Source organism: Lysobacter sp. Root916 (assembly GCF_001429785.1).
Classification (GTDB): Bacteria; Pseudomonadota; Gammaproteobacteria; order Xanthomonadales; family Xanthomonadaceae; genus Lysobacter.
The window spans coordinates 71,649-96,406 of the sequence record NZ_LMJF01000013.1; the positions used below are offsets into that span (position 1 = coordinate 71,649).

At 68.5% G+C, this 24,758-nt stretch carries 16 protein-coding genes; 9 read left to right on the top strand and 7 right to left on the bottom strand.

Annotation, left to right across the window (positions count from 1 at the left end; all coding sequences use genetic code 11):
• Positions 1-24: 24 nt before the first annotated feature.
• Entirely contained in the window at positions 25-1,470 is a 1,446-nt protein-coding gene (locus ASE35_RS12835) for a serine hydrolase domain-containing protein (protein WP_057164116.1), read from the top strand.
• 58 nt (positions 1,471-1,528) lie between these two features.
• Here ASE35_RS12835 and ASE35_RS12840 read toward each other — a convergent pair whose 3' ends face one another.
• Positions 1,529-2,425 carry an enhanced serine sensitivity protein SseB C-terminal domain-containing protein gene (locus ASE35_RS12840; protein WP_157489457.1) on the bottom strand — a complete coding sequence of 299 codons (897 nt, stop codon included), beginning with the start codon at positions 2,423-2,425 and terminating at the stop codon, positions 1,529-1,531.
• 75 nt (positions 2,426-2,500) lie between these two features.
• The gene (locus ASE35_RS12845; protein WP_157489458.1) at positions 2,501-4,498 is read right to left on the bottom strand and encodes a hypothetical protein; all 1,998 of its coding nucleotides are present in this window, start codon (positions 4,496-4,498) and stop codon (positions 2,501-2,503) included.
• Positions 4,499-4,997: 499 nt separating this feature from the next.
• On the opposite strand from ASE35_RS12845, the gene ASE35_RS12850 reads away from it, so the two are divergent.
• Positions 4,998-7,973 carry a serine/threonine-protein kinase gene (locus ASE35_RS12850; RefSeq protein WP_057164119.1) on the top strand — a complete coding sequence of 992 codons (2,976 nt, stop codon included), beginning with the start codon at positions 4,998-5,000 and terminating at the stop codon, positions 7,971-7,973.
• A 30-nt stretch (positions 7,974-8,003) separates the two neighbouring features.
• Here ASE35_RS12850 and ASE35_RS12855 read toward each other — a convergent pair whose 3' ends face one another.
• The 5 genes from ASE35_RS12855 to ASE35_RS12875 form a co-directional block, all read right to left on the bottom strand.
• Positions 8,004-8,354, bottom strand: coding sequence for a hypothetical protein (locus ASE35_RS12855; RefSeq protein ID WP_057164120.1), 351 nt, complete (start codon positions 8,352-8,354; stop codon positions 8,004-8,006).
• A 13-nt stretch (positions 8,355-8,367) separates the two neighbouring features.
• On the bottom strand, positions 8,368-8,688 hold the full coding sequence (locus ASE35_RS12860; RefSeq protein ID WP_057160889.1) for a hypothetical protein: 321 nt from the start codon (positions 8,686-8,688) through the stop codon (positions 8,368-8,370).
• Positions 8,689-8,772: 84 nt separating this feature from the next.
• Positions 8,773-9,249 (bottom strand): hypothetical protein, encoded by a 477-nt coding sequence (locus ASE35_RS12865; protein WP_056180192.1) that lies wholly within the window; start codon positions 9,247-9,249, stop codon positions 8,773-8,775.
• A gap of 403 nt (positions 9,250-9,652) precedes the next feature.
• Positions 9,653-12,511, bottom strand: a complete 2,859-nt coding sequence (locus ASE35_RS12870) for a DUF11 domain-containing protein (RefSeq protein ID WP_057164121.1) — start codon at positions 12,509-12,511, stop codon at positions 9,653-9,655.
• Between the two features lie 806 nt (positions 12,512-13,317).
• The gene (locus ASE35_RS12875) at positions 13,318-15,432 is read right to left on the bottom strand and encodes a S8 family peptidase (RefSeq protein ID WP_057164122.1); all 2,115 of its coding nucleotides are present in this window, start codon (positions 15,430-15,432) and stop codon (positions 13,318-13,320) included.
• Between the two features lie 733 nt (positions 15,433-16,165).
• Between ASE35_RS12875 and ASE35_RS12880 the strand changes: the two genes are divergently transcribed.
• From ASE35_RS12880 to ASE35_RS12910, 7 genes are read left to right on the top strand one after another with little or no spacing between them, the layout of a single operon-like run.
• Entirely contained in the window at positions 16,166-17,899 is a 1,734-nt protein-coding gene (locus ASE35_RS12880; RefSeq protein WP_057164123.1) for a dihydroxy-acid dehydratase, read from the top strand.
• Between the two features lie 53 nt (positions 17,900-17,952).
• On the top strand, positions 17,953-18,984 hold the full coding sequence (gene ilvC / locus ASE35_RS12885) for a ketol-acid reductoisomerase (RefSeq protein ID WP_056180206.1): 1,032 nt from the start codon (positions 17,953-17,955) through the stop codon (positions 18,982-18,984).
• Positions 18,984-20,732 (top strand): acetolactate synthase 2 catalytic subunit, encoded by a 1,749-nt coding sequence (gene ilvG, locus ASE35_RS12890; RefSeq protein ID WP_057164124.1) that lies wholly within the window; start codon positions 18,984-18,986, stop codon positions 20,730-20,732. The genes ilvC and ilvG overlap by 1 nt, the downstream gene beginning before the upstream one ends.
• The gene (locus ASE35_RS12895) at positions 20,716-20,952 is read left to right on the top strand and encodes an ACT domain-containing protein (RefSeq protein ID WP_056180214.1); all 237 of its coding nucleotides are present in this window, start codon (positions 20,716-20,718) and stop codon (positions 20,950-20,952) included. The genes ilvG and ASE35_RS12895 overlap by 17 nt, the downstream gene beginning before the upstream one ends.
• 47 nt (positions 20,953-20,999) lie before the next feature.
• The gene (locus ASE35_RS12900; RefSeq protein ID WP_057164125.1) at positions 21,000-21,908 is read left to right on the top strand and encodes an aminotransferase class IV; all 909 of its coding nucleotides are present in this window, start codon (positions 21,000-21,002) and stop codon (positions 21,906-21,908) included.
• A 4-nt stretch (positions 21,909-21,912) separates the two neighbouring features.
• Positions 21,913-23,061, top strand: a complete 1,149-nt coding sequence (locus ASE35_RS12905) for a threonine dehydratase (protein ID WP_056180221.1) — start codon at positions 21,913-21,915, stop codon at positions 23,059-23,061.
• Entirely contained in the window at positions 23,058-24,647 is a 1,590-nt protein-coding gene (locus ASE35_RS12910; protein ID WP_056180224.1) for a 2-isopropylmalate synthase, read from the top strand. Before ASE35_RS12905 ends, ASE35_RS12910 begins: the two co-directional genes overlap by 4 nt.
• Positions 24,648-24,758 lie beyond the last annotated feature (111 nt).

A 24,758-nucleotide genomic window follows, 5' to 3' on the forward strand; every position in this document is an offset into this window, starting at 1 on the left:
ACTAACCGCAGGCATCGCTTACTCATGAACTTAGGTTTTCTGCTCGCGCTCGTGCTGTCGGCCGCCGCCATCGGCAGCGCCCACGCCGCCCCCGCGCCGACCGCGCCCTCCACGGACGCGAACACCCGAGCGGTCGACGCCCTGGTGCGACGGCGGATGCAGCAGCTGGGCATTCCCGGCCTGCAAGTCGCTGTGGTGCGCCAGGATCGCACCGTACTGCTGCGCAACTACGGGGTCGCGAGCGTGGAACTCGGCGTGCCGGTGACCGACGCCTCGGTGTTCTCGCTGAACTCCATCACCAAGGCGTTTTCGGGCATCGCCGCGGGCGCCGCCATCGCGCAGGGCCACCTCGATCCCAAAGCCCCGCTGTCGCGTTACCTCACCGACCTGCCCGAGTCCTGGCGAGCGGTCACGATCGAACAATTGATGGCGCATATCTCCGGCCTGCCGGACCTGATGCGCGCGCCCAGCGTCGAGCAGGACCCCGCGGCCGCATGGGCGTGGACCCTGGCGCAACCGATCCGCTTCGCCCCTGGCGAACGCTACGACTACTGCCAGACCAACTACACGCTGCTGCAACGCATCCTCAACCAACTGACGGCGCGTCCGTCCGACGCGGCCCTGGCCACCGCCCAGTTCGCCGCGGCCGGCATGCGCCATACCGGCTATGGCGACGCCGACGTCGTGGTCCCCGGTAAGGGTCCGAACTATCGCTACCGCGACAGCGGGCCGGGCACCCCGCGTACCCTGCGCCCCATCTACGAGCGCTTCCCGCCCTATCGGCAGGCTTCCTCTGGCATCAACAGCAACGCCGAAGACATGGCGAACTGGGCGAAGGCGGTGTTGAACGCCAGCCTGATCGACGCGCGCACGCGCGAACGGCTGTGGACGCCGGTGCGGTATGCCGATGGCAAGCCGGGGCAATGGGGGCTGGGCTGGCAGGTATTCGCGCGCGGCAGCCATCGCATGGTCGGCATGACCGGCGGCGGGCGCTCGGCGGTGTTTCTGTATCCGGACGACGCGCTCGCCGTGGTCGTGCTCACCAATCTGTCGGGCGCCTACCCGGAGGACTTCATCGATGGCATCGCCAAGATCTATGCGCCCGAGCTGCCGCTGACCGGCATACCCGCGCTGCGGATCGCGCTGGACGACAGCGATTACGAGCGGGTCGACACGGTATTGCGCGACTTGCGCGCCCAACATCCGCAAGCCAGCTTCCCCGAGGCCGAGTTCAACGACTGGGGCTACCGTTTGCTCGCCTCCGGCCGTCCGAAGCAGGCCCTGGCCATCTTCGAACGCATCGTCGATCTGTATCCGAACAGCGGCAATGCCTACGACAGCCTGGCCGAAGCCCGCTCGGTCAACGGCGACCGCAAGGGCGCGATCGAGGCGTACCGGCGCGCGCTGGTACTGGATCCGAAGAACACGCATGCGGCAACGCAGCTGCGGCGGCTGGAGGGCGCGCCCTAAGCTTCGTCCGACGATCGACGAGAGCGCACCGCATCTCCGTCGGGAGCACGAGCAGGTCTTAGGCCCGCGAAGAAAACAGCGCCTTCAACCTGCTACCCCAGGAACGCCGATAAAACGGCGCGACCGAGCTCAGGAAATAGTCGCCGAGGCCGCCGTCGCCGCGCGATATCGCCACGAAGTCGACGGAGTGTCCCGGTGGAACGGTATCGGCGACGACGGTGGCGGCGTCCTGCATGACGCGGTCCAAGTCGCCCGCGCCTTGGAAGCCGACCACGAGGCCGGGCTCCGGCATCCGGGCAGGGTCGTGCATCTGGCATAGATAGGCCGCGCGCACTTCGGGCCGCGTCGCCAGCAAGGCGCTCAAGGACGCCAGCATCCGGGTCGGCAATTGCACCGGCTGACCCAGCAGCACCTGGCTGCTGCGCGGAATCGTATGCGCGCTCACGCGCTGGGACATACCGGTATCCAGCAAGGTCGCGATCTCGCCGGGCGTGAACTCCTTGCCGCAGTTCGAACCGGGATTGAGCACCACCGTGGCGCCACGGGTGAGCTCGAAAAAGTTGCGCGCCGGCATCGACACCGCCGCGACTTCGTCGTCGGACTCGCGCCGCAAGGCCTCCATGCTGGTGAAGAACGGCAGATAGGGCGCTCCGTCTTGCGCCTGCCATTGCATCAGCGCCAGCTTTAGCTTGTCGCCACCATCGTTCGAGCTTCGGGTATGGCCGATAGCGAAAATTTCCGAGTCCAGCAGCAGCCGATAGAACGCCGGTCGCGCCGCGGGCTCGGCGGCGGCGCGCGCCAATGCGATTTCCAGGGCGTTGCGCGCTGCGTCCATGCGAGTTCCGAAAACCAGAGGCCTGGCCGTTGTGGCCGGGCGATGGACGGATGCTCGGATGGCGCGGGCGCCCGCGTCAATCTCGGCGACACCGCGTTGCGGCAGACCGGTGCGCCCCACGGGGCCGGTCCCAGCGCGGCGCAGGCAGTCGCTCCGTGGCGCGTGGCGCCGCGCCACGGAGTCCGGCAGCCAGGCCTAGTTGACGGTGCAAGCCACGACGAAATGCACCGATGCGTTCGCGGGAAATACCGGTAGCGTCGCGCCGCCCGCGTTCAAGATATCGTTCGGCGTGGCCGGACAGGCAGCGCCGCCGTTCTGGGTGCAACCGCTGACCACGCAGCCGCTCAAACCGCCCACCGGCTGGTCGCGCACGATCGCGCCATGCGCGGCGTCCGGTCCGGCATTGGTAGCGATCACCGTGTACACCGTGGAGTTGCCGGTCATCACGGTATCGGCCCCTTGGTCGACCTCGCCGTTGGTGCCCGGCGTATTGGTCTTGGTGATCGACAGGTTGGCCTGTCGGCGCGTGTTGGTGTAGCTGCAAGTGACCAGAGTGCTGGCAGGCAGATTGTTCGGGATCGTCACCGTGTTGCTGACCTGGCCGTTGCTGCCCGAGGGCGCGACGCCGTTGTCGCAGGTCAGTGCGGTGGTGTAATTGGCCAGGCTGCCGCTGCTGAAGGTTTCCGCCGGCAGCGTCGCCACCTCGCCGACCAAGGCGGTCACGATCGCGCCGTTGGTGTTGGTGGGCGCGGTCGAAGTGAAGGCCGCGGTATTGGTGGTCAGCCCTGTCGTCGCCGCGATCGATGCCACGTTGCCGGCGATGCTGTTCGCGCCCCAGACCTTGGCCAGGCGGAACTGCACGGCCTTTCGGGTGTTGGTCAAAGTGCAGGTGATGTCGTCGGCCGCCGTGGTCGTCAGGGTGAAGCTGGTGCCCGCGCCGCTGGGCAGTACGGTGGTGGAGTTCGCCGTGGCGTTCACGCACGCGATCGAACTGGTGTAGCCGGTCAAAGGTGTGGCGCTGCCCGCCGCCATGGCTTCGGACAAGGTGTAGGTGGCGCCTACATCGGCTTGGGCGAAATCGGCGGTGCCGGTCGCGGTGGTGCCGGTGCCAGTGGTGTTGGTGGTGACGGTGGTTGCGGTCCCACCCACCGGGCCGGCGATGCTCAAGGCGAACTGATCCGCCGCGGCCGCGCGCCCGCCGGCACCCAGCGCCTTCTGCAGGCGAATGCGTGGGGGCACGTCCAGGGAAACGCCGACGGTGAATCCGTCGCCCGGATGTTGGGCAGGCGTGGCCCAAACTGTTTCCAGCCCATCGCCGCGCAGGTAGATGCGGAAGCTGATCGACGACAAATTGTTGCCCACCACGCGTACCGAGCCGCAGGCGGCCTCATCGGCGACGTTGCAGGCGGCGGCAGGCGTGACGGCCGCGTTTCTGACCGAGGGCAAGCCGGTTGCCGGGTTGATGCCGGTGGCGAACGCGGCATTGCCGGACAGGCGGGTCAGCGACAGCCCTGGCGTGAGCAGATCGAAGGTCGGCGCTATGCCCATGGTGCCGAACATTCCGCCCGTGCCGGCGAAATGGAGAACCGGATTGTTGACCGGACGGCTGAAGGTCAAGGTGAGATCGGCCATCCGATAGCTGGCGTTGGTCGGCGCGCCAGCATTGAAGAGGCCGCGCGTGGAGATGAACATTTCGATGGCGCCGTTCTGCGCGATCTCGATGCCGGTACCCGCGGTCGAGGTGCCGGTGGAGGTGAAAGAGCCATTGGCCGGCGCACCGATGGTGTTCATGTTCATATACAGATTGAGCGGCCCGGCCAGCGTGCCGGCGTTATTCAAGTTGCTGCCGAAAGCGACGGCCGCGCCGGCGGCGGATTCGGTCGTCGTGTTCAAGGTGTACTGCTGGTTGGACAGGCTATAGGTCACCGTGACCGCCGGCAGCGGCGCTTGCGCGACAAAGGTATTGCCGCCGGGGTTGTCGTTGTTCCTGCGAAAGGTCACGACTTGGCTGGCGGTGGTTGGGCCGGTGCCCGCGGGCCCGCCGTTGGTGGTTTGCATCTCCAGGGTCGGACGGTTCTGGGCGAACGCCGCCGCAGTGGGCAACATGAACGCCAGCGCGGCCAAGGCCGGGAACAGAATCCGCGTACGGCGCCCCACTGCAGCCAGCGCCGGACAGAACTTCTCGCCGTACACGCACTTATTCTGTGCGCTAGGCACTTCACTTATGTGCCATATCCGTTTGTCATTCGCGCATGCAAGCGAATCTCTATCCATCGTCGCGCTCCCTTGCCACGTCCGGCATCCCATTTCGGCCCCCGCAACCTACACCGAAGGCGCTCCTTTGCGCGCATTGATCGCACCATCGGTTACTGAAAATAAAGAGAGTGAAAGTACCTATAGGCGTTTAATGCGCATCACAAATACACACATAATCCACTCGATTTTCGCGGTCACACGATCCGCCGCCACGCGCTGCATACGCGCGACTGATCCGAAAGCACGCTCGAAGACTCGCCACGCACACGACACTCGCACGGCCATCGCGACAGGCACGGGCTTGCAGCTCGGGGGTTCGACAGTCTTTCGCGTTTGGCGTATCAATTAACGCCTACTCATCACGACCATCCCTGCCGCGACGGAACCATCCGGCCATGGACCCGGCCTATCCAACCAAGGCGGCGATGCACCCTCCATGAGCGAACTCATCACGCGCGCACTGGGCCTGTTCGACCAGTGGATCGACCTGCCCTGGGCCGAACGCCAAAGCGCTTTGGCCGAGCTGGCGCGCCGCGATCCCGCCTTGCACCAGGCGCTGCGCGCCTTGTTTCAAGCCGACGACGACAGCGCCTCCGGAATACTGTCGCGCTCGCCCGCGGACGTAATCGCCGACAAGCAAGCATCGCGGCCGCTGGATGCCGACGAAGCGCAGGCAGCGGATGCGCGCATCGGCACCCGCCTGGGCGCATGGCGCATCGACCGCGCGATCGCGCACGGCGGCATGGGCAGCGTCTACGAGGCGCACCGCGACGATGGCCACTACCAACAGCGCGTCGCGCTCAAATGCGTGCGCGCCGAGTTGGCCACGCCGGAGCTGATCGCGGCCTTCCGCAACGAGCGCAATCATCTCGCGCGTCTCGACCATCCCGGCATCGCCGCCCTGGTCGATGGCGGCGTGGACGAGAACGGCCAACCCTGGTTCGCGATGCGCTACGTCGATGGGCTTGCCATCGACCGCTGGTGCGATCGGCGCCGCGCACCGGTGCGCGAGCGCGTCGATCTGTTGATGCAGGCCGCGCGGGCCTTGGGATACGCGCATGCGCAAGGCCTGCTGCATCGCGACATCAAGCCGTCCAATCTGCTGGTGACCGAGGACGGCCGAGTGCAGCTGGTGGACTTCGGCTTGTCCTCCACCTTCGAGGTCTTGACCGGCGCGCACAGCGAGCGCATAGGGCTGACCATGGACTACGCCGCGCCGGAGATACGGCGCGCAGGCGCGCACAGCCTCGGCGCGGGCGGCACGGCCGCGGACCTGTATGCCCTGGGCGTGCTGAGCTATCGCCTGCTGTGCGGGCAATGGCCGACCGCGTTGCATACCCTCAGCGCGCTGATACCCGACGCCGCGCAAGGCACCGCCGCGCCGATGGATCGCCTGCTCGCCCAGGTCCCGAGTTCGGTAGCGACCGAGCGCGGCGTTGCCGGCATTGCGGCGCTGACGCGCGAGCTTGCCGGCGATCTATCGGCGATCGCGCTCAAAGCGGTGGCCGAGCGGCCACAGGATCGCTATGCCAGCGCTCAGGCATTCGCCGAAGACCTGCGACGCTGGCGCACCGGCCACCCGGTCCATGCCAATCCGGTCGGCTGGTGGCCGCGCACGAAAAAACTGCTGCGTCGCAACCGCGCCGCCGCCAGTCTGGCATTCGCGCTGCCGCTGGTGCTGGGCGCGGCCTTCGGCATCTCGCACTGGCAGAGTCAGCGCGCCTTGCACGAAGCCCAGGCCACTCGCGCGGTCAGCGAACTGTTCGCCTCGACCCTGGGCTCGGCCACCTTATCCGGCCTGGGCACCACGCCCTTCTCTTCGCGCAACCTGTTGGCCAAGACCGAAATGGAGCTGCGCAAGCTCGACCTGAAGCGGCACCACGTCCTGCAGGCGCACAGCCTGGCCACGCTGGCGCGCAGCTACGCGGTGATCGGCGACTATCGGCACGCCGAACGTCTGGCGGACGAGGCACAACTCAGTCTCGGCGACGACATCGACGAAGAGGACTACGTCGCCGCCACGCGCTTGTCCCTGCTCAACATACAATCGCGCTACGCCGAGGCCGCGCAGGTGGCGCGCGCGCATCTCGCGGTGCTGGCCGAGCGTCACGATACGCAGGCGCATCAGTCCAAGGTCGCCTTCGGGGTCGAACTGGCGCAGGCGCAGTGGGGTCTGGGCGATCCGACGGCGGCCCTGAGGACGCTGGATACGGCATTGCGTCAGGCGCAAGCGCTGGGCGGCGGGCACGAGGAATTGCTCGCCCAACTGCTGATCCAGCGCAGCAAGTTCCGCGGCCGCCTGTTCCGGCTCAAAGAGGCGCAGGCCGACGCGGAGCGCGCCATCGCCTTGGTCGACCTGCGCAACCCGGTGCTGGCGGACGACGGGCGCGATCACTGGTTGACCATGTCCGCCCGCTACCGGCGCTCGTCGGACCTGGCCATGGCCGAGCGCTTGTTGCGCGACCGCCGCGAGACCTTGGGCGACCGCCACCCCAAGACCGCGCGCGCCTGGATCCTGCTCGGCTACGGGCAGTACGTGAACGGCCGTAAAGTCGATGCGCTGAAATACATCGAGGCCGGGCGCGCCCTGATCGAAGCCGCCTACGGCCGCGACCATCCCGAGTACGCGCTATCGCTGTTGATGGGGTCCACCGTGGCCGCGCGCGAATCGCGCGACAATGTCCCGGTGCTGCGCGAGGCCTTGCGCATTTGCGAGACCCGTCTGGGCCCGGCCCATGAAACCACGTTGTTCGCGCGTCGCACCCTGGCCGCCCGCCTGCACGATCTGGCGCCGGCGATCCTGCAGCCCGGCGACCACAAGGAGGCCGAGGCGCTGTTCGAATACAACCTGCGCATCAAGCGCGCGGCCCGCATTCCGGGGCCGTGGGAGAAGCTGCTGCTGGCCCATTCGCTGCTGCTGCACGGCGGCGCGGCGGACCTGCCCAGGGTCGAAGCCCTGCTGCGCGAGAGCCGCGCGGATGGAGAGCGCTATTTCGAGCCCAAGAGCAGCTACCGGGGCATGGTCGATATCTTCTGGATCACCCTGCGCTACCAGCAAGGCCATCGCGTCGAAGCCGACCGCGACTTCGCGCGCACCCTGGACGCGTACCGCGACGACACCGGCTACCTCGCGCAGTTGTACCTGCACGACTCCTGGGTGTATCGCGCCCTTCACGCCTACGAGCACTGCGACAACGCGCAGGCGCAGCGCTATCTGGAGCAGGCCCTGGCCTCGGAGCGGGCCAGGCTCGGGCCCACGCATTTCGCCACCCGCGACACCGTCGGCTTCCTCAGCGCGCTACGCCAGCGCGGCCGCATGCTCAACACCACGGGCGCACAGGTTCCGATCAAGGCTGCGCTGAGCGCGGCGGAACCGCTGCATCTCCAGGCGTGCCGCGGCAAGGCGCGTTAGCGCGACGGGGCGGGCTCGGGTCGGACCGGCTCAGGCCCATTGCGAGCGCAGGTAAACCAGCGCCAGAAAGCCCGCGGCCACCACCGCGCCCACGATGGTGATCCAGCGCGCGAACGTCTCGTCGGAGGGGGCGCGTTCCGCGTGCTCGATGGCGCGTTCGAACTCGGCGGCGTCGACACGCACGGCGGGTTCATGGTTCGGATCGCGCAGGAGCCTACGCGCATCTTCGGCCTGCTCGGGCAAACACACGAACAGCGCCCACTGGCTGCCCATCCTGCGCGATTCGACCTCGGAGGCGAAGCTGGGAATACCCTTCTCACGCAGGCGGCCGCGCGCCTGCGACAGGGCGTCGCTGTCGTGAAATCGACAGAGGAACTCCATGCCTCGGCTGCCGCTACAGGGCGGTCATGACCGCTAGGCCGATCGCCACCGCCATCGTGGCGGCGAACCACACGATGGCGGGAACCGGCGGGCCTATGAGCACACGCTTGAAACGGTCTTTGTCGAAAGCGGAAAGCGGACTGACCGCATTCTCCCGTCGCAGGCGGGCCCAGCCGAACGCGAAGAAAATGGAGAGCGAGATCGCCACCAGCCATACGATCATGAGACTGGAATCCAGCCCATTCCCCGTTAGCGCCAGCAACAACGGCACGCCGTTGAGCACGCCGATCGCCAGTGCGAAACGTCCCCAGGACAAGTTCACGGTATCCGGCATAGCGCCTCTCGCTGCCCCCAGGAATCGATGCGATCCAGATTGGACTCGGATCGACGGCACCGTCAAGGCGTGGCCAGGAACCTGTTACTTCCGAGCTGCCGCGCTCGCGTACAGCTCGGCCGGTATTCCAGCCAGCGCCGGTCCGGTAAGGTCCGCGCCCTCCAGGGTGCCGTTCTCGCGCAAGGCCTGGCTGGCCGCGGCCACCACCGAGCTGCGCAGCGCCACCGCGCCGAAGCCGCGACGGGGACCGGCGTGATACATCTCCACCGCCAGCACCAAGGCGCTCTTGAAGACGGGCTCGATTTCGAACTCGAACCGATGCCAGCGACCGCGCCGATCGCGCGCGCTGAAGGTGGTCGGCAGTTCGACGCCATCCATGTGCGAGACCAGGACCAGCCCGAACACCTCGGGCAGCCAGTCGATCACACGCCGGGCGAGCATGGGCTCTTCCACCAGCGCCGCGACCCGCCGCTCGATCTCATCCTCGCTGACGCCCTCCTGGCCGACGATATCGATGGCTTGCTTTAGTACCGATTCGGTGGGAGCTGAGAGTTGCGGCATGCCAGGGTAGTCGTTGGGTGCAAGCCCGCTCGCCGGGCAAGCGGACCTTTGCGCGAGGGGTCCGGCCGCTATTGTACGGCCGGCCAGGTGCCGGCCACTTGCCGCAAAACGCCGGAATTCGCAGCCATCCATCGCGATCGAAGCCCGAGACGCGATGTCCACTCATGGTCGGCGACCTCGTGACGCGGGGTCAACGCCCGATCGCGGCTTTGCGGCGGCCAGTCGCCGAACCGGTGCCGTCTTGCGACACCTGGACGACCGCCGGCGCCTGCGCACCCGTCGCCACACGCGCGCGAACGGCATCCGGTACGCCCAGACCGAGCTGCCCAGCCAACGCGCGCAGCGCTGCTGCGCCTTGTCGGCGCAAGCGCCGCGGCTTCGCCTGATAACGAGGCTCAGGCGCTCACAGCACCGTGCACTGCAAAGTGAAGACCACGCCGCTGGCATTCGGCAGGGTCGGCACTGCGACGCCGCCGACGGCGAGCAGATTCGCGGGCGTGGCAGGACAGGCCGCGGCGCCGATCGGCGCGCAAGCGATCACCGTGCATCCGCTCAACTGCGCGCCCGGCGTATCGCGCACCACCGCACCGTGCGCGGCATCCGGCCCCTGATTGCGAACGGTCACGGTATAGGTGGTCGTGCTGCCCGCCGTGAGCAGGCTGGCGCCATTGGTCTTCGCGACCGAGAGGTCCGCCGATCGGCGCGTATTGGTGTAGGTGCAGACGATCGCCGTGTCGGCCGCAGCCACGGTGATGCCGTCGTTCGGATTGGCGTCCGCGCTTCCGGTGCAGGCCAGGCTGCCGTTGTAGGCGCCGGCATTGGCGCCGGCCAGGCTTTCGGCGACGACCACCGTCTCGCCGGCGAACACCGTCGTCGGTGTGGCATCGCTATCGAGCTCGCCGGCGCTGCCCGCATCCGAGGCCAGGCTGTCGATGCCGGCACCGGCGCGGGTCAGCGTTACGGTGGCGTCGTCGCCCACCGCCGCGCCCGACCATTGCTTGCGCAGCTGCAGCGTCGTCGTCCTGCGCGTGTTGGTGTAGGTGCAGGTGATCAGGGTATCGACCGCGAGATTGCCCGGGATCTGCACCGTATTGGCGGCCTGGCCGTTCGCCCCCGACGGCACCACGCCGTTGTCGCAGGTCAGCGAGGTGAGGTAATTGGCCAGCGCGCCGGCCGGGGTCATGGTTTCGGCCGGCAGGCTCGCGGTCTCGCCGACCAGCACCCCGACGGCCGCGCCCTGCATGGCGGCGGTGGCCGGCGAATTGAAGGCGGCGGTGTTGTTGGCCAGACCCGTGGTCGCGGCGATCGTAGCCACGTCGCCGACCGCGCTGTTCACGTCCCAGGTCTTGGCCAGTCGGAACTGCGCCCGCTTGGTGTTGGTATAGGTGCAGGTCACGGTCTCGCCGGCGGCGACATCGATGGTCGCGACGCGGGTGCCGGTGTTGCCGCTGCTGTTGCCGGTGGGATCGCTGCAGACCAGGCCGGTCAGCACCCACCCGGCTACCGCGGTTTCGGTGATCGTATAGCTGCCGGCGGCCAGGCCGGTGAAGTTGCGCGTGTTCGACAGCGTGGCGTCGCCGTCGTCGTCCAGGCTGAAGGCGCTCAAACCGGTGCCGGTCGCGGTGAACGCGAAGTCCTGGGCGTCGTTGGGCACCGCGTCCTTGACGACGACGATCGTCGCCGCCGGCTGCACCACCAGACAGACCGGATTGAAGTCCGGAAACAGCGCGCTGGTGGTGCCGGTGATGTTGATCGTGCTGTTGGTGAAGGCGGTGGGGTTGGCCGCGCAACTGGTATTGGTCTGCCCCGGCACATTGGTGACGTTGACGCTGATCGTGCAGGACGTGCCCGCGTTCAAGGTGATGCCGCTGGCCACGATCGCGGTCGCGCCGGACGCGGCCGTCACCGTGCCGCCGCAGGTGTTGGCGATCGCCGCCGGGTTGGCCACGCGCAGGCTGCTGGGCAGGTTGTCGGTGAACCCGACCCCGGTCAGGTTCACCGAGGTCGGCGAGGTGTTGTCCAAGGTGAAGGTGTAGGTGCCGACGCCGCCATCGACGATCGCGGCCGGCGTCAGCGACTTGCGCAGGGCGGCGGTGCCGGTTTCCACCGACACGAAGTAGGAGCCGCTGACCAGCCAATCGTTGCCGAGGCTGCGCTGGCGGAAGCGCAGGGTGCGGATGGAGCCGTCGGCGGGCAGCAGGCCGCTGGCGTTGAAGATGTCCGAGTCGTAGTCCGCCGATCCCCAGGTGCCGACGGTGGTGTAGGTGGAGGGCGTGAAGCCCGTGGCCGGGTTGCGCGCGGCATAGCTGCCCGAGATCGCCGGGCCGCCGTCGGTGCTGACGTCGTTGCCCGCCGCCCAGCCGATGGTGGAGTTGAGCGCATCGCTGGTGACGTTGCGCACCGGGTCGCTCAGATCGGTGAGCGTGCCGCCGGCGATGCCGAACGACAGGAAGTCGTCGCAGTTGCCGCAGGTGAAGCCGCCCGTGGTCCCCGACGGATCGCCGTAGGTGGCGGCCACGCCGACGGTGGCGGTGACCGTGCCGCCATTGGGCAACTGCACGTTCGGCACGTCGGTATCGATCGACAAGGCGCCGGAGCCGAAGAACTGCCAGTTGTCGGCGACCGTGATCGAGCGCGGCAGCGCGTTGGCGTGGCGGTAGACCACGATCAGCGACCAGCCGCCGAGGCGGCTGCGCGCGGCGTCGCCGGCGCCGGCCGCGGTGAAGCCCGGTGCCGGGTCGGCGACGAAGTAGCGCGCCAGCGGACTGCCGCCGGCATTGCTGACGTAGCCGTTGGCCGGCATCAGGCTGGTCACGTTGAACATGATCTGGCGATAGAAGCGGGTACCGCCGCTGGCCGCTTCGGTGGTGGTGCGCGCCTGCAGGAATTGCGCCGAGGCGCTGGTCAGGGTGGTATAGCTGCCGCCGGGCACGCGGAACTTGACGCTGGTCATCGGCCCGATGCCCTGACTGGTCTGATAACCCGTCTGCACGGTCAGATAGGCGTACATGATGGTCGAGCCGGACGGCAGGATCAGATCCGCCGAGGACGAGATCGCGGTGCTCGCGTCGCCATCGACGTCGTTGACCACGATCGGATTGCCGAAGTCGGACGAGCGCAGGTAGTGCGCGTTGCCGATCATCGCGGCGCCGCCCTTCAGCACCTGCTGATAGCGCACCGTCGTTTGCGCGCCGACGTTCGATACCCAAGCCAGGCACGCCAACACCAACAGGCCGCCCAACCACTGCTGCACTCGCTCCATCAGACGCCTATCCCCTTCCTGCGCATCGGCGCGAAGCGCCAGGCAGCGCCGCAGGCCTCGATTCGATCGCCCCTTCGTTTCGCACGAACCGGCTGCGGACCCTTCCGTGCGCATGCCGCCGCAGGTCCCCGACCGGATTTCCCCTTGTCCTGTGGGCGCTCGAAACCTCACCGGCGGCACCTGCGGCGCGGCGTGCGCGGAGCCCATTCCCGCAGCCCGGCCCGGCGCACCTCAACAGGACGATAAATATCCTATAGGAAACTAATTGTTAGTCACAGAAAAATTACAACCCAGTCACAGAAGACCAGGGGAGCGCTTGGATGGGGGCAAGTCTTGTGCACTAACAACCCGCATGAAATGCACTAAAAACGCGCTTAATCAATCAGATGCAGACGCGATTCGCCCGCAATAGATACGCAATTCATGCGCTCACAGGGCGGATATACGGTGGCTGGCGCGGCGCCGAGGCGAGCGCGGGATCGACCCGGATTCTTGGCCGGGTCGGACAACCTCAGTCTGGGATCGGAGGGCGGGATCTACGCGGTCGCCGATCCGCCGCAGCTCGCTGCCGCCTGCATCGGCAGGCAGGGCCAGGCCTGCCGCTCTACTGCATCCATGGCTTCAAGACGCCTTGATCTGTGCCGCCGCCTTGTCGCCGGCAAACCCGTCCGGAGGCGTCGCGGCCCTGTGCGGCCGCCGCGACGCCCGGCATCGGCGACGGACGCCCGTAAATGGCGTCCATCGCCGGCGATGCGGTCATGCCGCATCGATTCGGGAGCGCCGCGCGCGGCGGCGCCCCGAATCCGTCAGTCCCAGGGATTAGCGCGCTGGTCGTCGATCGCGATCCAGACGCGGGTGCCCACGGGCAGCGTGCCGTAAGCCCAGAACGACCAGCCGGTGGGATAGGCCAGACCGGGGCCGTAGCGGCCATCGTGGAACTCCGCCATCCGCCATCCGGCACCGAACGCGGATGCGCACATGGCATTGGCCGTCGCGCGGCTGCTGAGCTGGGTTCCGGAGACCGGCGGCGTCGCGGCGATTCGTCCGCGTGCCCAGCCGCTGGAGTAGCTCAGCGACAAGCCGCCCGGCATCGCGCTGCCGTCGACGGCGATGCACAGCAGCGGCAGCGTCGCCGAGGCCGGCGTGTCGCCATCGTAGGGATTGCTGTTGGGATGCACGCCGACGTGATTCAGATTGCCGCTTTGCGTACCCACGCTCCAGGTGAGACCGGCATGCGTGGCGCTGCCGCCGGCCGATCCGACGAACAGCAGGCGGTTCGCCGAACCCGGCCCCGGGTTGCCGACAACGCCCGGGGTCGCCGAGTTCTGCAGCGCGTTGCGGACCTCGGCCGGACTGGCCCAGGGGTGATCGTGCAGATAGAGCGCGGCCGCGCCGGCGACCATGGGGGCAGAGTAGGACGTGCCGCTGCCGTATCGGTAGCCGTTGTCGCTGCCCAGATCGGCCAGCAGCAGGCTTACGCCCGGAGCGAACATATCCACTTTGCCGTAGTTGCCGAAGCTCGCGCGCATATCGCTGTAATCGGTGGAGCTGACCGAAATCGCTTCGGGCGCACGCGCGGGCGTGGAGCGGTTGGCGTTCTTGTTTTCGTTGCCGGCCGACACCACCACGGTCACGCCCGCCTGCACGGCGCGTCGCACCGCGCGGTCCTGCGGCGTCCGCCAGTTGAACCAGCGCCGCCAGAAACCGGGCGACGAGCCGTAACTGACATTGGCCACCGCCGGCTTGACATGATGCCGCGCGACCCAGTCCAGGCCGGCGACGATGGTCGAGGTGGTGAGCGACGTCAGCGGGTTGTAAGCGGTGCCGCCGCAGCCGGCGATGCGTATCGAGATCAGATTGGCGCCCGGCGCCACGCCCACGGTGCTGCCGCCGGCGGCGCTGGCGACCGAGGTACCGTGGCCGTTGCAATCGTCGCGCGAACCCAGGAAGCGGATGAAGTCGGCCTGCTGGCTGGCGCGTCCGCCGAACTGCTCGTGCGAGCGACGGAAGCCGGTGTCGAGCACGTAGATGTTCACCCCCGAGCCGTCGTTACCGGGCAGGTAGCTGTTGTTGTAAGGGCGGTAACGCTGGTCGATGCGATCGCGATGCCAATACTCGGCCGGCTCGCCGTAGGTGTCCTGTTCGACCGACTCCACGCGGCTATCGGCGCTCATCGCCAGGGCCTGGGACTGACTGCCGGTGAACGAGAACCCCTGTACCGACGGGAACACGTTGATGACCGTGCCGCCGTAGCTGCTGAGCAGCGCCTGCGAGAGCGGCTCGACATCGGCCTCGGGCGTCTCCTCGCTGAACATCACCACGTACTGGTCCGGCACCGGCGCCTCGGACGGCATGAACTTGGGCACCTGCACGGCCGGGATCTCGCCGGCCGAGTTCCACGGGTTGGCCGGCTGATCGTCGATCGCGGTCCAAAAGCGCGCGCCGGCGGGCAAATTGCCGTCGGCCCAATAGGTCCAACCGCCGCGGTACTCGAAGTAAGGGCCATAGCGGCCGTCGTGGAATTCGGCCATCCGCCAACCGGGATCGAAGGTATCGGCGCAGATTTCGTCGCCGCGCTCTCGCGATATCAGCGCCACGCCGTGGATGGACGGCGTCAGACGCACCTCGCCTTGCAACCAACCTTCGGAAAAGCTGTATGCGTTGCCGGGCGGGGGATCGTCAGGGGGCAGCGGAAGTTCGTAGATGGGCGTGCCGGGCGCACCGGGGTCGCCCGGCTCGCTCACCATCTGCGCTTGCCGGTAGTCGTAGGCCGTTGCGTTGAACGAGCCGCGACCATCGATGTAAGCGCACAGTATCGGCAACTCGGTATCGATCTGAGTGTCGCCCGCGTACGCGTTCGACAAGGCGTCCGCGCCCACGCGCACCTGGCCACCGTTCTGCGCGAGCACCGTCCAGGTCATCGCCTTCCTGAAAGTCTCTTGCGCACTGGCCGTGCCCGCCGCCGCCAGCGCGACGAGTAAAACGCTAGCTCGCCATCCCAAGCCGAGGCGCTTCCTGCACCGGCGGGCGATGGATGGATGGATGGAATTCGGATTCATGCTGTGTCCTCCCTGGACAGCGCGGCGCGGCGCGAGATGCGTATCGGTCGTGCGCACGACAGGCACCTTGCCCAGCGTCCCTGCAGGCGCAGTCCGCATCGGACCCGATGCGGACCTAAGGATGGTGCGCCGATGCAGACGTGGATTCAGGCCGCCGCCGGCCACGGCGTAGCGTCGAGTGCGACGGCCATCTCAGATCCGATCAGGGGCCCCGCCTGAATCGCAGCGCCCGGCCTCGAGCGCCTTATGACGGTTTCGCATGAAACCTAAAAAACGGTTGACAAGGTGCGAATCGACATGCTTTTCTCGTCCTCATGACGCAGCGCAACAACCACTCGCAGACGACTTCGCTCAAGGCCGCCACGGCCTCGAACGACGCCGCGCGCGTTTCGCTGCGTCTCGCACCCGCGATCGCCACGATTATTCTCGTCCTCGTACTTATTACCTCGCTTACCAGCGCGGGAGTCGGGTTCGTGTAGCAAAACCACACAACCCAAGGTCGAAAGAACCTGAACCCCGCGCCCAAAAGGCGCGGGGTTTTTCGTTTCTGAGGCCTCGGGTTCCTTGTCGACCACGACTGCAGGAACGTTTTTCCGTGAGAAGCAACGCCATCAAGCAAGGCCCGGCCCGAGCCCCCGCACGCGCGATGCTGCGCGCGACCGGTCTCGACGACGCGGCCATCGCCAGACCGCTGGTCGCCGTGGTCCACACCTGGTCCGACGTTTCGCCTTGCAACATCACCCTGCGCGATCTGGCCCAGCACGTGCGCCGCGGCGTGGTCGACAACGGCGGCACGCCGATCGAGTTCAACACCATCGCCGTCACCGACGGCATCGCCATGGGCACCGACGGCATGCGCGCCTCGCTGGCCTCGCGCGAAACCATCGCCGACTCGATCGAACTGGCGGTGTCCGGGCATTGCCTGGACGCGATGGTGCTGCTGGTGGGCTGCGACAAGACCATTCCGGCCGCGGCGATGGCGGCGGCGCGCCTGGATATCCCGACCGTGATCCTCTATGGCGGCACCATCATGCCGGGCCACTGCCCGTCCAAGCGGGGCGCGGCCGACGACAAGCCGCTGACCGTGCAGGACGTGTTCGAAGCCGTCGGCGCGCATTCGGCCGGCCGCATCGACGACGCCGAGCTGCACCGTATCGAGTCGCACGCCTGCCCGGGCGCCGGCGCCTGCGGCGGCCAGTTCACCGCCAACACCATGGCCATGGTGCTGACCTTCCTGGGCCTGTCGCCGCTGGGCTTGAACGACATCCCGGCGATCCATGCCGACAAGGCCGAGGCCGCGCGCAACTGCGGCGAGCTGGTCATGCAGCAACTGCGTAAAGGCGGACCGAGACCGCGCGCGCTCCTCTCTCCCTCCGCGCTGCGCAATGCCGCGCGCGCGGTCTCGGCCACCGCCGGCTCCACCAATGCCGCGCTGCACCTGCTGGCGATCGCGCACGAAGCCGGCGTGCCCTTCGACCTGGAGGAATTCGAAGCCGCCGCGCATACGCCGGTGATCGCCGACCTGAAACCGGGCGGTCGCTACACCGCCGCGGAGATGTACGAATTCGGCGGAGCGGCACTGGTGGCGCGCGAACTCAAAGCGGCCGGCTTGATCGAGGATATTCCGACGGTCACCGGCCGTTCCTTTTTCCAGGAGCTGGCCGACGCCTGCATGGCCGACCAGCAGGACGTGGTGCGCCCGGTGTCCGACCCGATCAAGCCGCGCGGCGGCTACTCGGTGCTGTACGGCGACCTAGCGCCGGAAGGCTGCATCCTCAAGCTGGCCGGTCACGGCCGCGAGCATTTCGAAGGCCCGGCGCGGGTGTTCGACTCGGAAGAGGATGCGTTCGCTGCCGTGCAGTCGCGCCGAATCCAGGCCGGCGACGTGGTGGTGATCCGCTTCGAAGGCCCGGCCGGCGGCCCCGGCATGCGCGAAATGCTGGCGGTGACCGCGGCCCTGGTCGGACAGGGCCTGAGCAACGACGTCGCCCTGATCACCGACGGCCGCTTCAGCGGCGCCACCCACGGCTTCATGGTCGGACACATCTCGCCGGAAGCCGCGCACGGCGGCCCGATCGCGCGTCTGCGCGAAGGCGACCGCGTGAGCATCGACGTGCGCACGCGCCGCTTGAACGTCGCCGCCGATTTGACCGCACGCGAGCCCGCGCGCATCGCCCCGCGCGTGACCACCGGCGTGCTCGCCAAGTACGCGCTGCTGGTCGGCTCGGCCTCGCAAGGCGCGGTCACCGCGCCCGGTCCGCTGCAGTCGCCGCCGCCGCGAACGATCCCAGCCGCTCTGGTCGAACACGCCAGCACCGAAACCGCTTGACCCCACTCGCTCCTCACTCCCCTCCGCTCACTCCTCGCTCAGAGATCACAGACATGACCGCTACGACCTTCCGCCCCAAGATCGCCATCGTCGGCTACGGCAGCCAGGGCCGCGCCCACGCGCTCAACCTGCGCGACTCCGGCTTCGACGTCACCGTCGGTCTGCGCCCGGGTGGCCCGACCGAGCTCAAGGCCAAGGCCGACGGCTTCACCGTCAAGTCGCCCGCCGAGGCGGTGGCCGGCGCCGAGCTGGTCGCCGTGCTCACGCCGGACATGGTCCAGGCACAGCTCTATCGCGACGTGATCGAACCCAACATCGCCCAGGGCGCGTGCCTGCTGTTCGCGCACGGTTTCAACGTCCACTACGCCCAGATCGCGCCGCGCGCGGACCTCGACGTCGTACTCGTGGCGCCCAAGGGCCCGGGCGCGCTGGTGCGTCGCGAATACGAAATCGGCCGCGGCGTGCCCAGCGTCTACGCCGTGCATCAGGACACCAGCGGCCGCGCCGAGGAGTTCGCGCTGACCTACTGCGCCGGCATCGGCGGCGCGCGCCAGAACGCGATCAAGACCACGTTCAAGGAAGAGACCGAGACCGATCTGTTCGGCGAGCAGGCCGTGCTCTGCGGCGGCGCGACCAAGCTGGTCCAAGCCGGCTGGGAAACCCTGGTCGAAGCCGGCTACCAGCCGGAAGTCGCCTACTACGAATGCCTGCACGAGCTGAAGCTGATCGTCGATCTGTTCTACGAAGGCGGCGTGACCCGCATGCACGAGTTCATCAGCGAAACCGCGCAGTACGGTGCGCTCACCCGCGGGCCCTACGTGGTCGACGAGGACACCCGAGCGCAGATGCGCCGCGTGCTCAAGGAAATCCAGGACGGCACCTTCGCCCGCCAATGGATCGCCGAGTACGCCTCCGGCAACGCCAACTACAAGGCGCTCAAGCAGGCCGATCTGGATCACCCGATCGAAGCGGTCGGCAAGAAGCTGCGCGCCAACATGAAGTGGCTGGACACCGCGCCGAAAGCGCAGCCGGCCGCTCCCGCCCCCGCCGCCACGCGCGGCGAACGACAGGAAGAGGCTGCGTGATGAACGGTGCCCGCTGGCTGGCGCAAGCGCTGGCCGCAGAAGGCGTGGACACGCTGTTCGGTTATCCGGGCGGCACCATCATGCCTTTCTACGACGCCCTGCACGGGTCGGACCTCAAGCATGTGCTGGTCCGCCACGAGCAAGGCGCCGCTTTCGCTGCCAACGGCTATGCCCGTGCCAGCGGGCGAGTCGGCGTATGCGTGGCGACCTCCGGTCCCGGCGCATCCAACCTGGTCACCGGCATCGCCGACGCGATGCTGGATTCGGTGCCGATGGTCGCGATCACCGGCCAGGTCGCGACGTCCCTGATGGGTACCGACGCATTTCAGGAACTGGACGTGTTCGGCATGACCCTGCCCATCGTCAAGCACAGCTTCCTGGTGCGCAGCGTCGACGATCTGCCGCGCATGGTCGGCGAGGCCTTCCGCCTGGCGCGCTCCGGGCGACCGGGCCCGGTGCTGATCGATCTGCCCAAGGACGTGCAGAACGCCGACGCCGCGCATCTGCCCGCTCACCTGCCGCTGCCCACCGATGCGCTGCCGAGCGCACCGGACGCGGCCTATCACGAGGCCGCGGCGCTGATCGCGCATGCGCGCAAGCCGCTGGTCTACGGCGGCGGCGGCATCGCCCTGGGCGACGCGGTGCGCGCATTCCGCGACTTCGTCGAAGGCAGCCAGATCCCGGCCGTGCTGACGCTGAAGGGACTGGGCGCGCTGCCGGCCGAGCACCTGTTGAACCTGGGCATGCTGGGCATGCACGGCAACCGCGCCGCCAATCTGTCGGTGCAGGAATGCGATCTGCTGATCGTGGTCGGCGCGCGCTTCGACGATCGCGCCACCGGCAAACTGGCCGAGTTCGCGCCGAACGCGCGTGTGGTCCATCTGGACCTGGACCCGGCCGAGATCGGCAAGCTGCGCCACGCCGATGCCGCGGTCAACGGCGATCTGCGCCGTTCGCTGGAAGCGCTGACGCCGGCCTGCACCGCCCAGACCCAGGGCCGCAACGGCGGCGCACGGCGCGCCTGGCGCGACACCTGCCTGCAACGCAAACGCGATTGCGCCCCGCGCTACGACGCGCCCGGCGAGACCGTGTACGCACCGGCGCTGCTGCGGCGCCTGTCCGACCTGGCCCCCGACGCGGTGGTGACCTGCGACGTCGGCCAGCACCAGATGTGGGTGGCCCAGCACTGGCGCTTCGACGATCCGCGCAAGCACCTGACCAGCGGCGCGCTGGGCGCGATGGGCTTCGGCCTGCCGGCCGCGATCGGCGCGCAGATGCAGGACCCGTCGGCGCGCGTGATCTGCGTGAGCGGCGACGGCTCGTTCCTGATGAACGTGCAGGAGCTGGCCACCGTCGCGCGCTATCGCCTGCCGGTGAAGATCGTGCTGCTCGACAACCAGGCCCTGGGCATGGTGCGGCAATGGCAGGAGCTGTTCTTCGAACGCCGCTATTCCGAGATCGACCTGTCCGACAACCCGGACTTCTGCGCGATCGCCGCGGCCTTCGGCGTGGCCTCGTTCCATGTCGAACGCGCCGATGCGGTCGAGGACGCGCTGGCCGCGATGCTGGCCTGCGAGGGCCCGGCGCTGCTGCATGTGGCGATCGATCAGGAAGCCAACGTCTGGCCGCTGGTGCCGCCCAACCGCAGCAATGCCGAAATGCTGGACCCCGAGGCCGACGCGATCGCGGCGGCCGCCTCTCCCACCCCCGCCACCGACAAGGAGGATGCCCATGCGATACCAGCTTGAACTGACCCTGCGCCAGGCCGAGGGCGCGCTGGCTCGCGTATTGGGCGCCGCCGAACGGCGCGGTTTCCGTCCCCTGTCGGTGGACGGCGAAGCGCAACCCGACGGCGATCGCTGGCACCTGCGCATGACGGTGGAAGGCGAACGCGCCGACACCGCCCTGCAGAGCCAGCTCGCCAAGCTCTACGACTGTCTTGCCGTCGAGGTGTCTCCATGTACTTGAGTGCGAATCCCTCGCAGAACCCCGCACATCCATGTGCGGACTCTCCAATGCTCTCCACCGCTCCGGCGAGCATCTCGCTGCGCCTGGACACGCAAACGCCGCTGATCTGGTTCGACGGCGAATTCGTCGCCGCCGATGCCCCGGAAGCGCCGCTGACCACCCATGCCATGCATTACGGCACCGCGGTGTTCGAAGGCATCCGCAGCTACGCCACCGCCGACGGCGGCGCGGCGGTGTTCCGCCTGCCCGAGCATATGCAGCGCATGCGCAAGGGCGCCGAGCTGTTCGGCATCGATTTCGACGTCGAACGCGCCAGCGCCGCGACCGTGCAGACCCTGCGTGCGAACGGCCATCGCGACGCCTACATCCGCCCGCTGACCTGGATGGGCACCGGCACCATCGGCCTGGACGTGGACCCGCTGAGCCAGCATCTGATGATCGCGACCATGGCCAAGGTGGTGCACCTGGGCGGCGCGCGCACGCGCCTGACGGTCTCGCCCTGGAAGCGCAACCCGGCTACTTCGCTGCCGGCGCTGAAGCTCAGCGGCGCCTACGTCAATTCGATCCTGGCCAAGCGCGAAGCCAAGCAACGCGGCTTCGACGAAGCGCTGTTCACCGACGACAAGGGCTATGTGGTCGAGTGCACCGGCGCCAACGTGTTCATGGTCAAGAACGGCGCGATCACCTCGGTCGAGCACCGCGACGCGCTGCCGGGCATCACCCGCGACACCATGATCGCGCTGTCCGGTGCCGAGTCGCGCGAGGTCACTCTGCACGAACTGCTGGACGCCGACGAGGTCTTCGTCTGCGGCACCGCCGCCGAGGCCACCCCGATCGCGGTGCTGGACCGTCGCGAGTTCGGCGACAACCCGGTCACCCGCGAGCTGTCGGCGCAGTACGCGCGCGTGGTGCGCGGCGAAGACCCGCGCTACCGCGCGTGGCTGACGCCGGTCTGAGCGCATGGACGGCGACGTAGCCAGCGCGGTACCCGTGAGCGCCGCCGACCTGCTAGCGGCGCAGGCGCGCCTGCGTCGCTACCTGGACCCGACGCCGTTGCATCACGCCGAACGCTTCGGCTGCTGGCTGAAGCTGGAAAACCTGCAGCGCACCGGCTCCTACAAGGTGCGCGGCGCGCTCAACGCGCTGCTGGCCGCGCGCGAACGCGGCGATCACCGCACCGTGATCGCCGCCTCCGCCGGCAATCATGCCCAAGGCCTGGCCTGGGCCGCGTACCGCCTGGGCGTCAACGCGATCACGGTGATGCCGCGCTGCGCGCCACAGACCAAGATCGCCGGCGTCGCCCACTGGGGCGCCACCGTGCGCCTGCACGGCGACAGCTACGACGAGGCCAAGGCCTTCGCGATCGAGCTGGCCGAGCAACACGATTACCGTTTGCTGTCGGCCTTCGACGACCCCGACGTGATCGCCGGCCAGGGCACGGTCGCGCTGGAGCTGGCCGCGTTCGCGCCCGACGTGCTGCTGGTGCCGATCGGCGGCGGCGGCCTGGCCGCCGGCGTGGCCCTGGCGCTGAAGTCGGAGCTGCTGTGCGGCAGCGCGGCCGCGCGCCGCGTGCGCGTGATCGGCGCCCAGGTCGAAGGCGTGGATTCGATGGCGCGCGCCCTGCGCGGCGACCGCCGCCTGATCGAACCGGCCGCCACCCTGGCCGACGGCGTGCGGGTCAAGGATCCGGGCCGTCTCACCGAACGCGTGCTGAGCGCGCTGCTGGACGACGTGGTGATCGTGCGCGAAGCCGAATTGCGCGAGACGTTGGTGCGGCTGGCCTTGGAGGAACACATCATCGCCGAAGGCGCGGGCGCGCTCGCGCTGGCGGCCGGCCGCCGCATCGCCGGCAAGCGCAAATGCGCGGTGGTGTCCGGCGGCAACCTCGACGCCGGCGTGCTCGCGCAGCTGCTGTCGGAGGTGCGCCCGCGCGCACCGCGACGCCCGCGCCGACGCAGCCGCGAGGCGCCCGCACGCGAGGCGGCCGCCATCGAGAGCGACATCTTCCGGCTGGCGCGACTTAGATCCGGGTCGTCGCCGCCCGCGCGCACGACCCACACGCCCTCCCTTGCCCCGCATTCCACTTTGATCGAGGACGTCCCCGCATGAACGAGTCGCCCGGGCCGGTAGTACCCATAGACCACGCCCCGCAACACATCGCCATTTTCGACACCAGCCTGCGCGACGGCGAGCAATCGCCCGGCTGCAGCATGAGCTCCAGCCAGAAGCTGCGCTTCGCGCATGCGCTGGCCGAACTGGGCGTGGACGTGATCGAAGCCGGCTTCCCGGCCAGCTCCGGCGCCGAAATCGAAGCCACCCAGGCGATCGCGCGCGAAGTGCGCGGCTCGACCCTGGCCACTCTGGCGCGCTGCCATGTCGGCGACATCGAGGCCTGCGCGCGCGCCCTGGAAGGCGCCGGCAAGCCGCGCATCCACGTCTTCATCTCGACCAGCCCGCTGCATCGCGAACACAAACTGGGCCTGAGCCGCGAGCAGGTGCTGGAACGCGCGGTGATGGGCGTCGAACTGGCGCGCCGTTACGTCGACGACGTCGAGTTCTCGGCCGAGGACGCGCTGCGCACCGAGCCGGAATTCCTGGCCGAGGTCTGCGGCGCCGCACTCGCCGCCGGCGCGCGCACCCTGAACATTCCCGACACCGTCGGCTACACCACCCCCAGCGAGATCCGCGCGCTGTTCGAGTACCTGCGCGCGAACGTGCGCGACGCCGAACGCGCGATCTTCAGCGCCCATTGCCACAACGACCTGGGCCTGGCCGTGGCCAACAGCCTGGCCGCGATCGAAGGCGGCGCGCGCCAGGTCGAATGCACCATCAACGGCATCGGCGAACGCGCCGGCAACTGCGCGATGGAAGAGCTGGTGATGGCGCTGCGCGTGCGCGGCGGCTATTACAACGCCCAGACCCGCATCGACACGCGCCGGCTGGTGCCGACCTCGCGTCTGCTGTCGCGCATCACCGGCATGGCCGTGCAACGCAACAAGGCCATCGTCGGCCAGAACGCGTTCGCGCACGAGTCCGGCATTCACCAGCACGGCATGCTCAAGCACCGCGGCACCTACGAGATCATGAATCCCGAGGACGTGGGCTGGGCACAGTCGCAGATGGTACTGGGCCGCCACAGCGGCCGCGCCGCGCTCAGCGATCGCCTGCAAACCCTGGGCTTCGTCGTCGACGAGGCGCGTCTGAACGCGGTGTTCGCCAGCTTCAAGGCCCTGGCCGAGAAGAAGCGCGAAGTCTTCGACGCCGACCTGGAAGCGCTGGTGCTGGGCGCCGACGCGCGCGCCGCGCGCGGCCATCGCCTGGTGCGCGCGCATGTCAGCACCGGCATCGCCAGCGACAGCCTGCCGACCGCCAGCGTGCAGCTGGTCGATCCCGACGGCGGCGCCATCAACGAAGCCGCGGTCGGCGACGGCCCGGTGCACGCGCTGTTCGCCGCGCTGGCGCGCGCGACCGGCGTGCAGCTGCAGATCGACAGCTACCACGTGTCCAGCGTGACCACCGGCGACGACGCCCAGGGCCAGGCCAGCGTGACCACCCGCGTGGACGGTGTCGAACTGACCGGCTCGGGCACCAGCACCGACATCCTCGAGGCCAGTGCGTTGGCCTGGCTGGAGATCGCCAACCGCGTGCTGCGCACCCAGCAGCAGCCCCCGCAGCGCTTAGCCGCCACCGCCTAAGAGCCCCTCTCCCGCCTGCAGGAGAGGGGTTGGGGTGAGGGCACGCGCCAAGCAGCCACGACGACGCCTCCGCACAGCGCCCCACACCCCGAACCGCTCCCGCCAACGCAA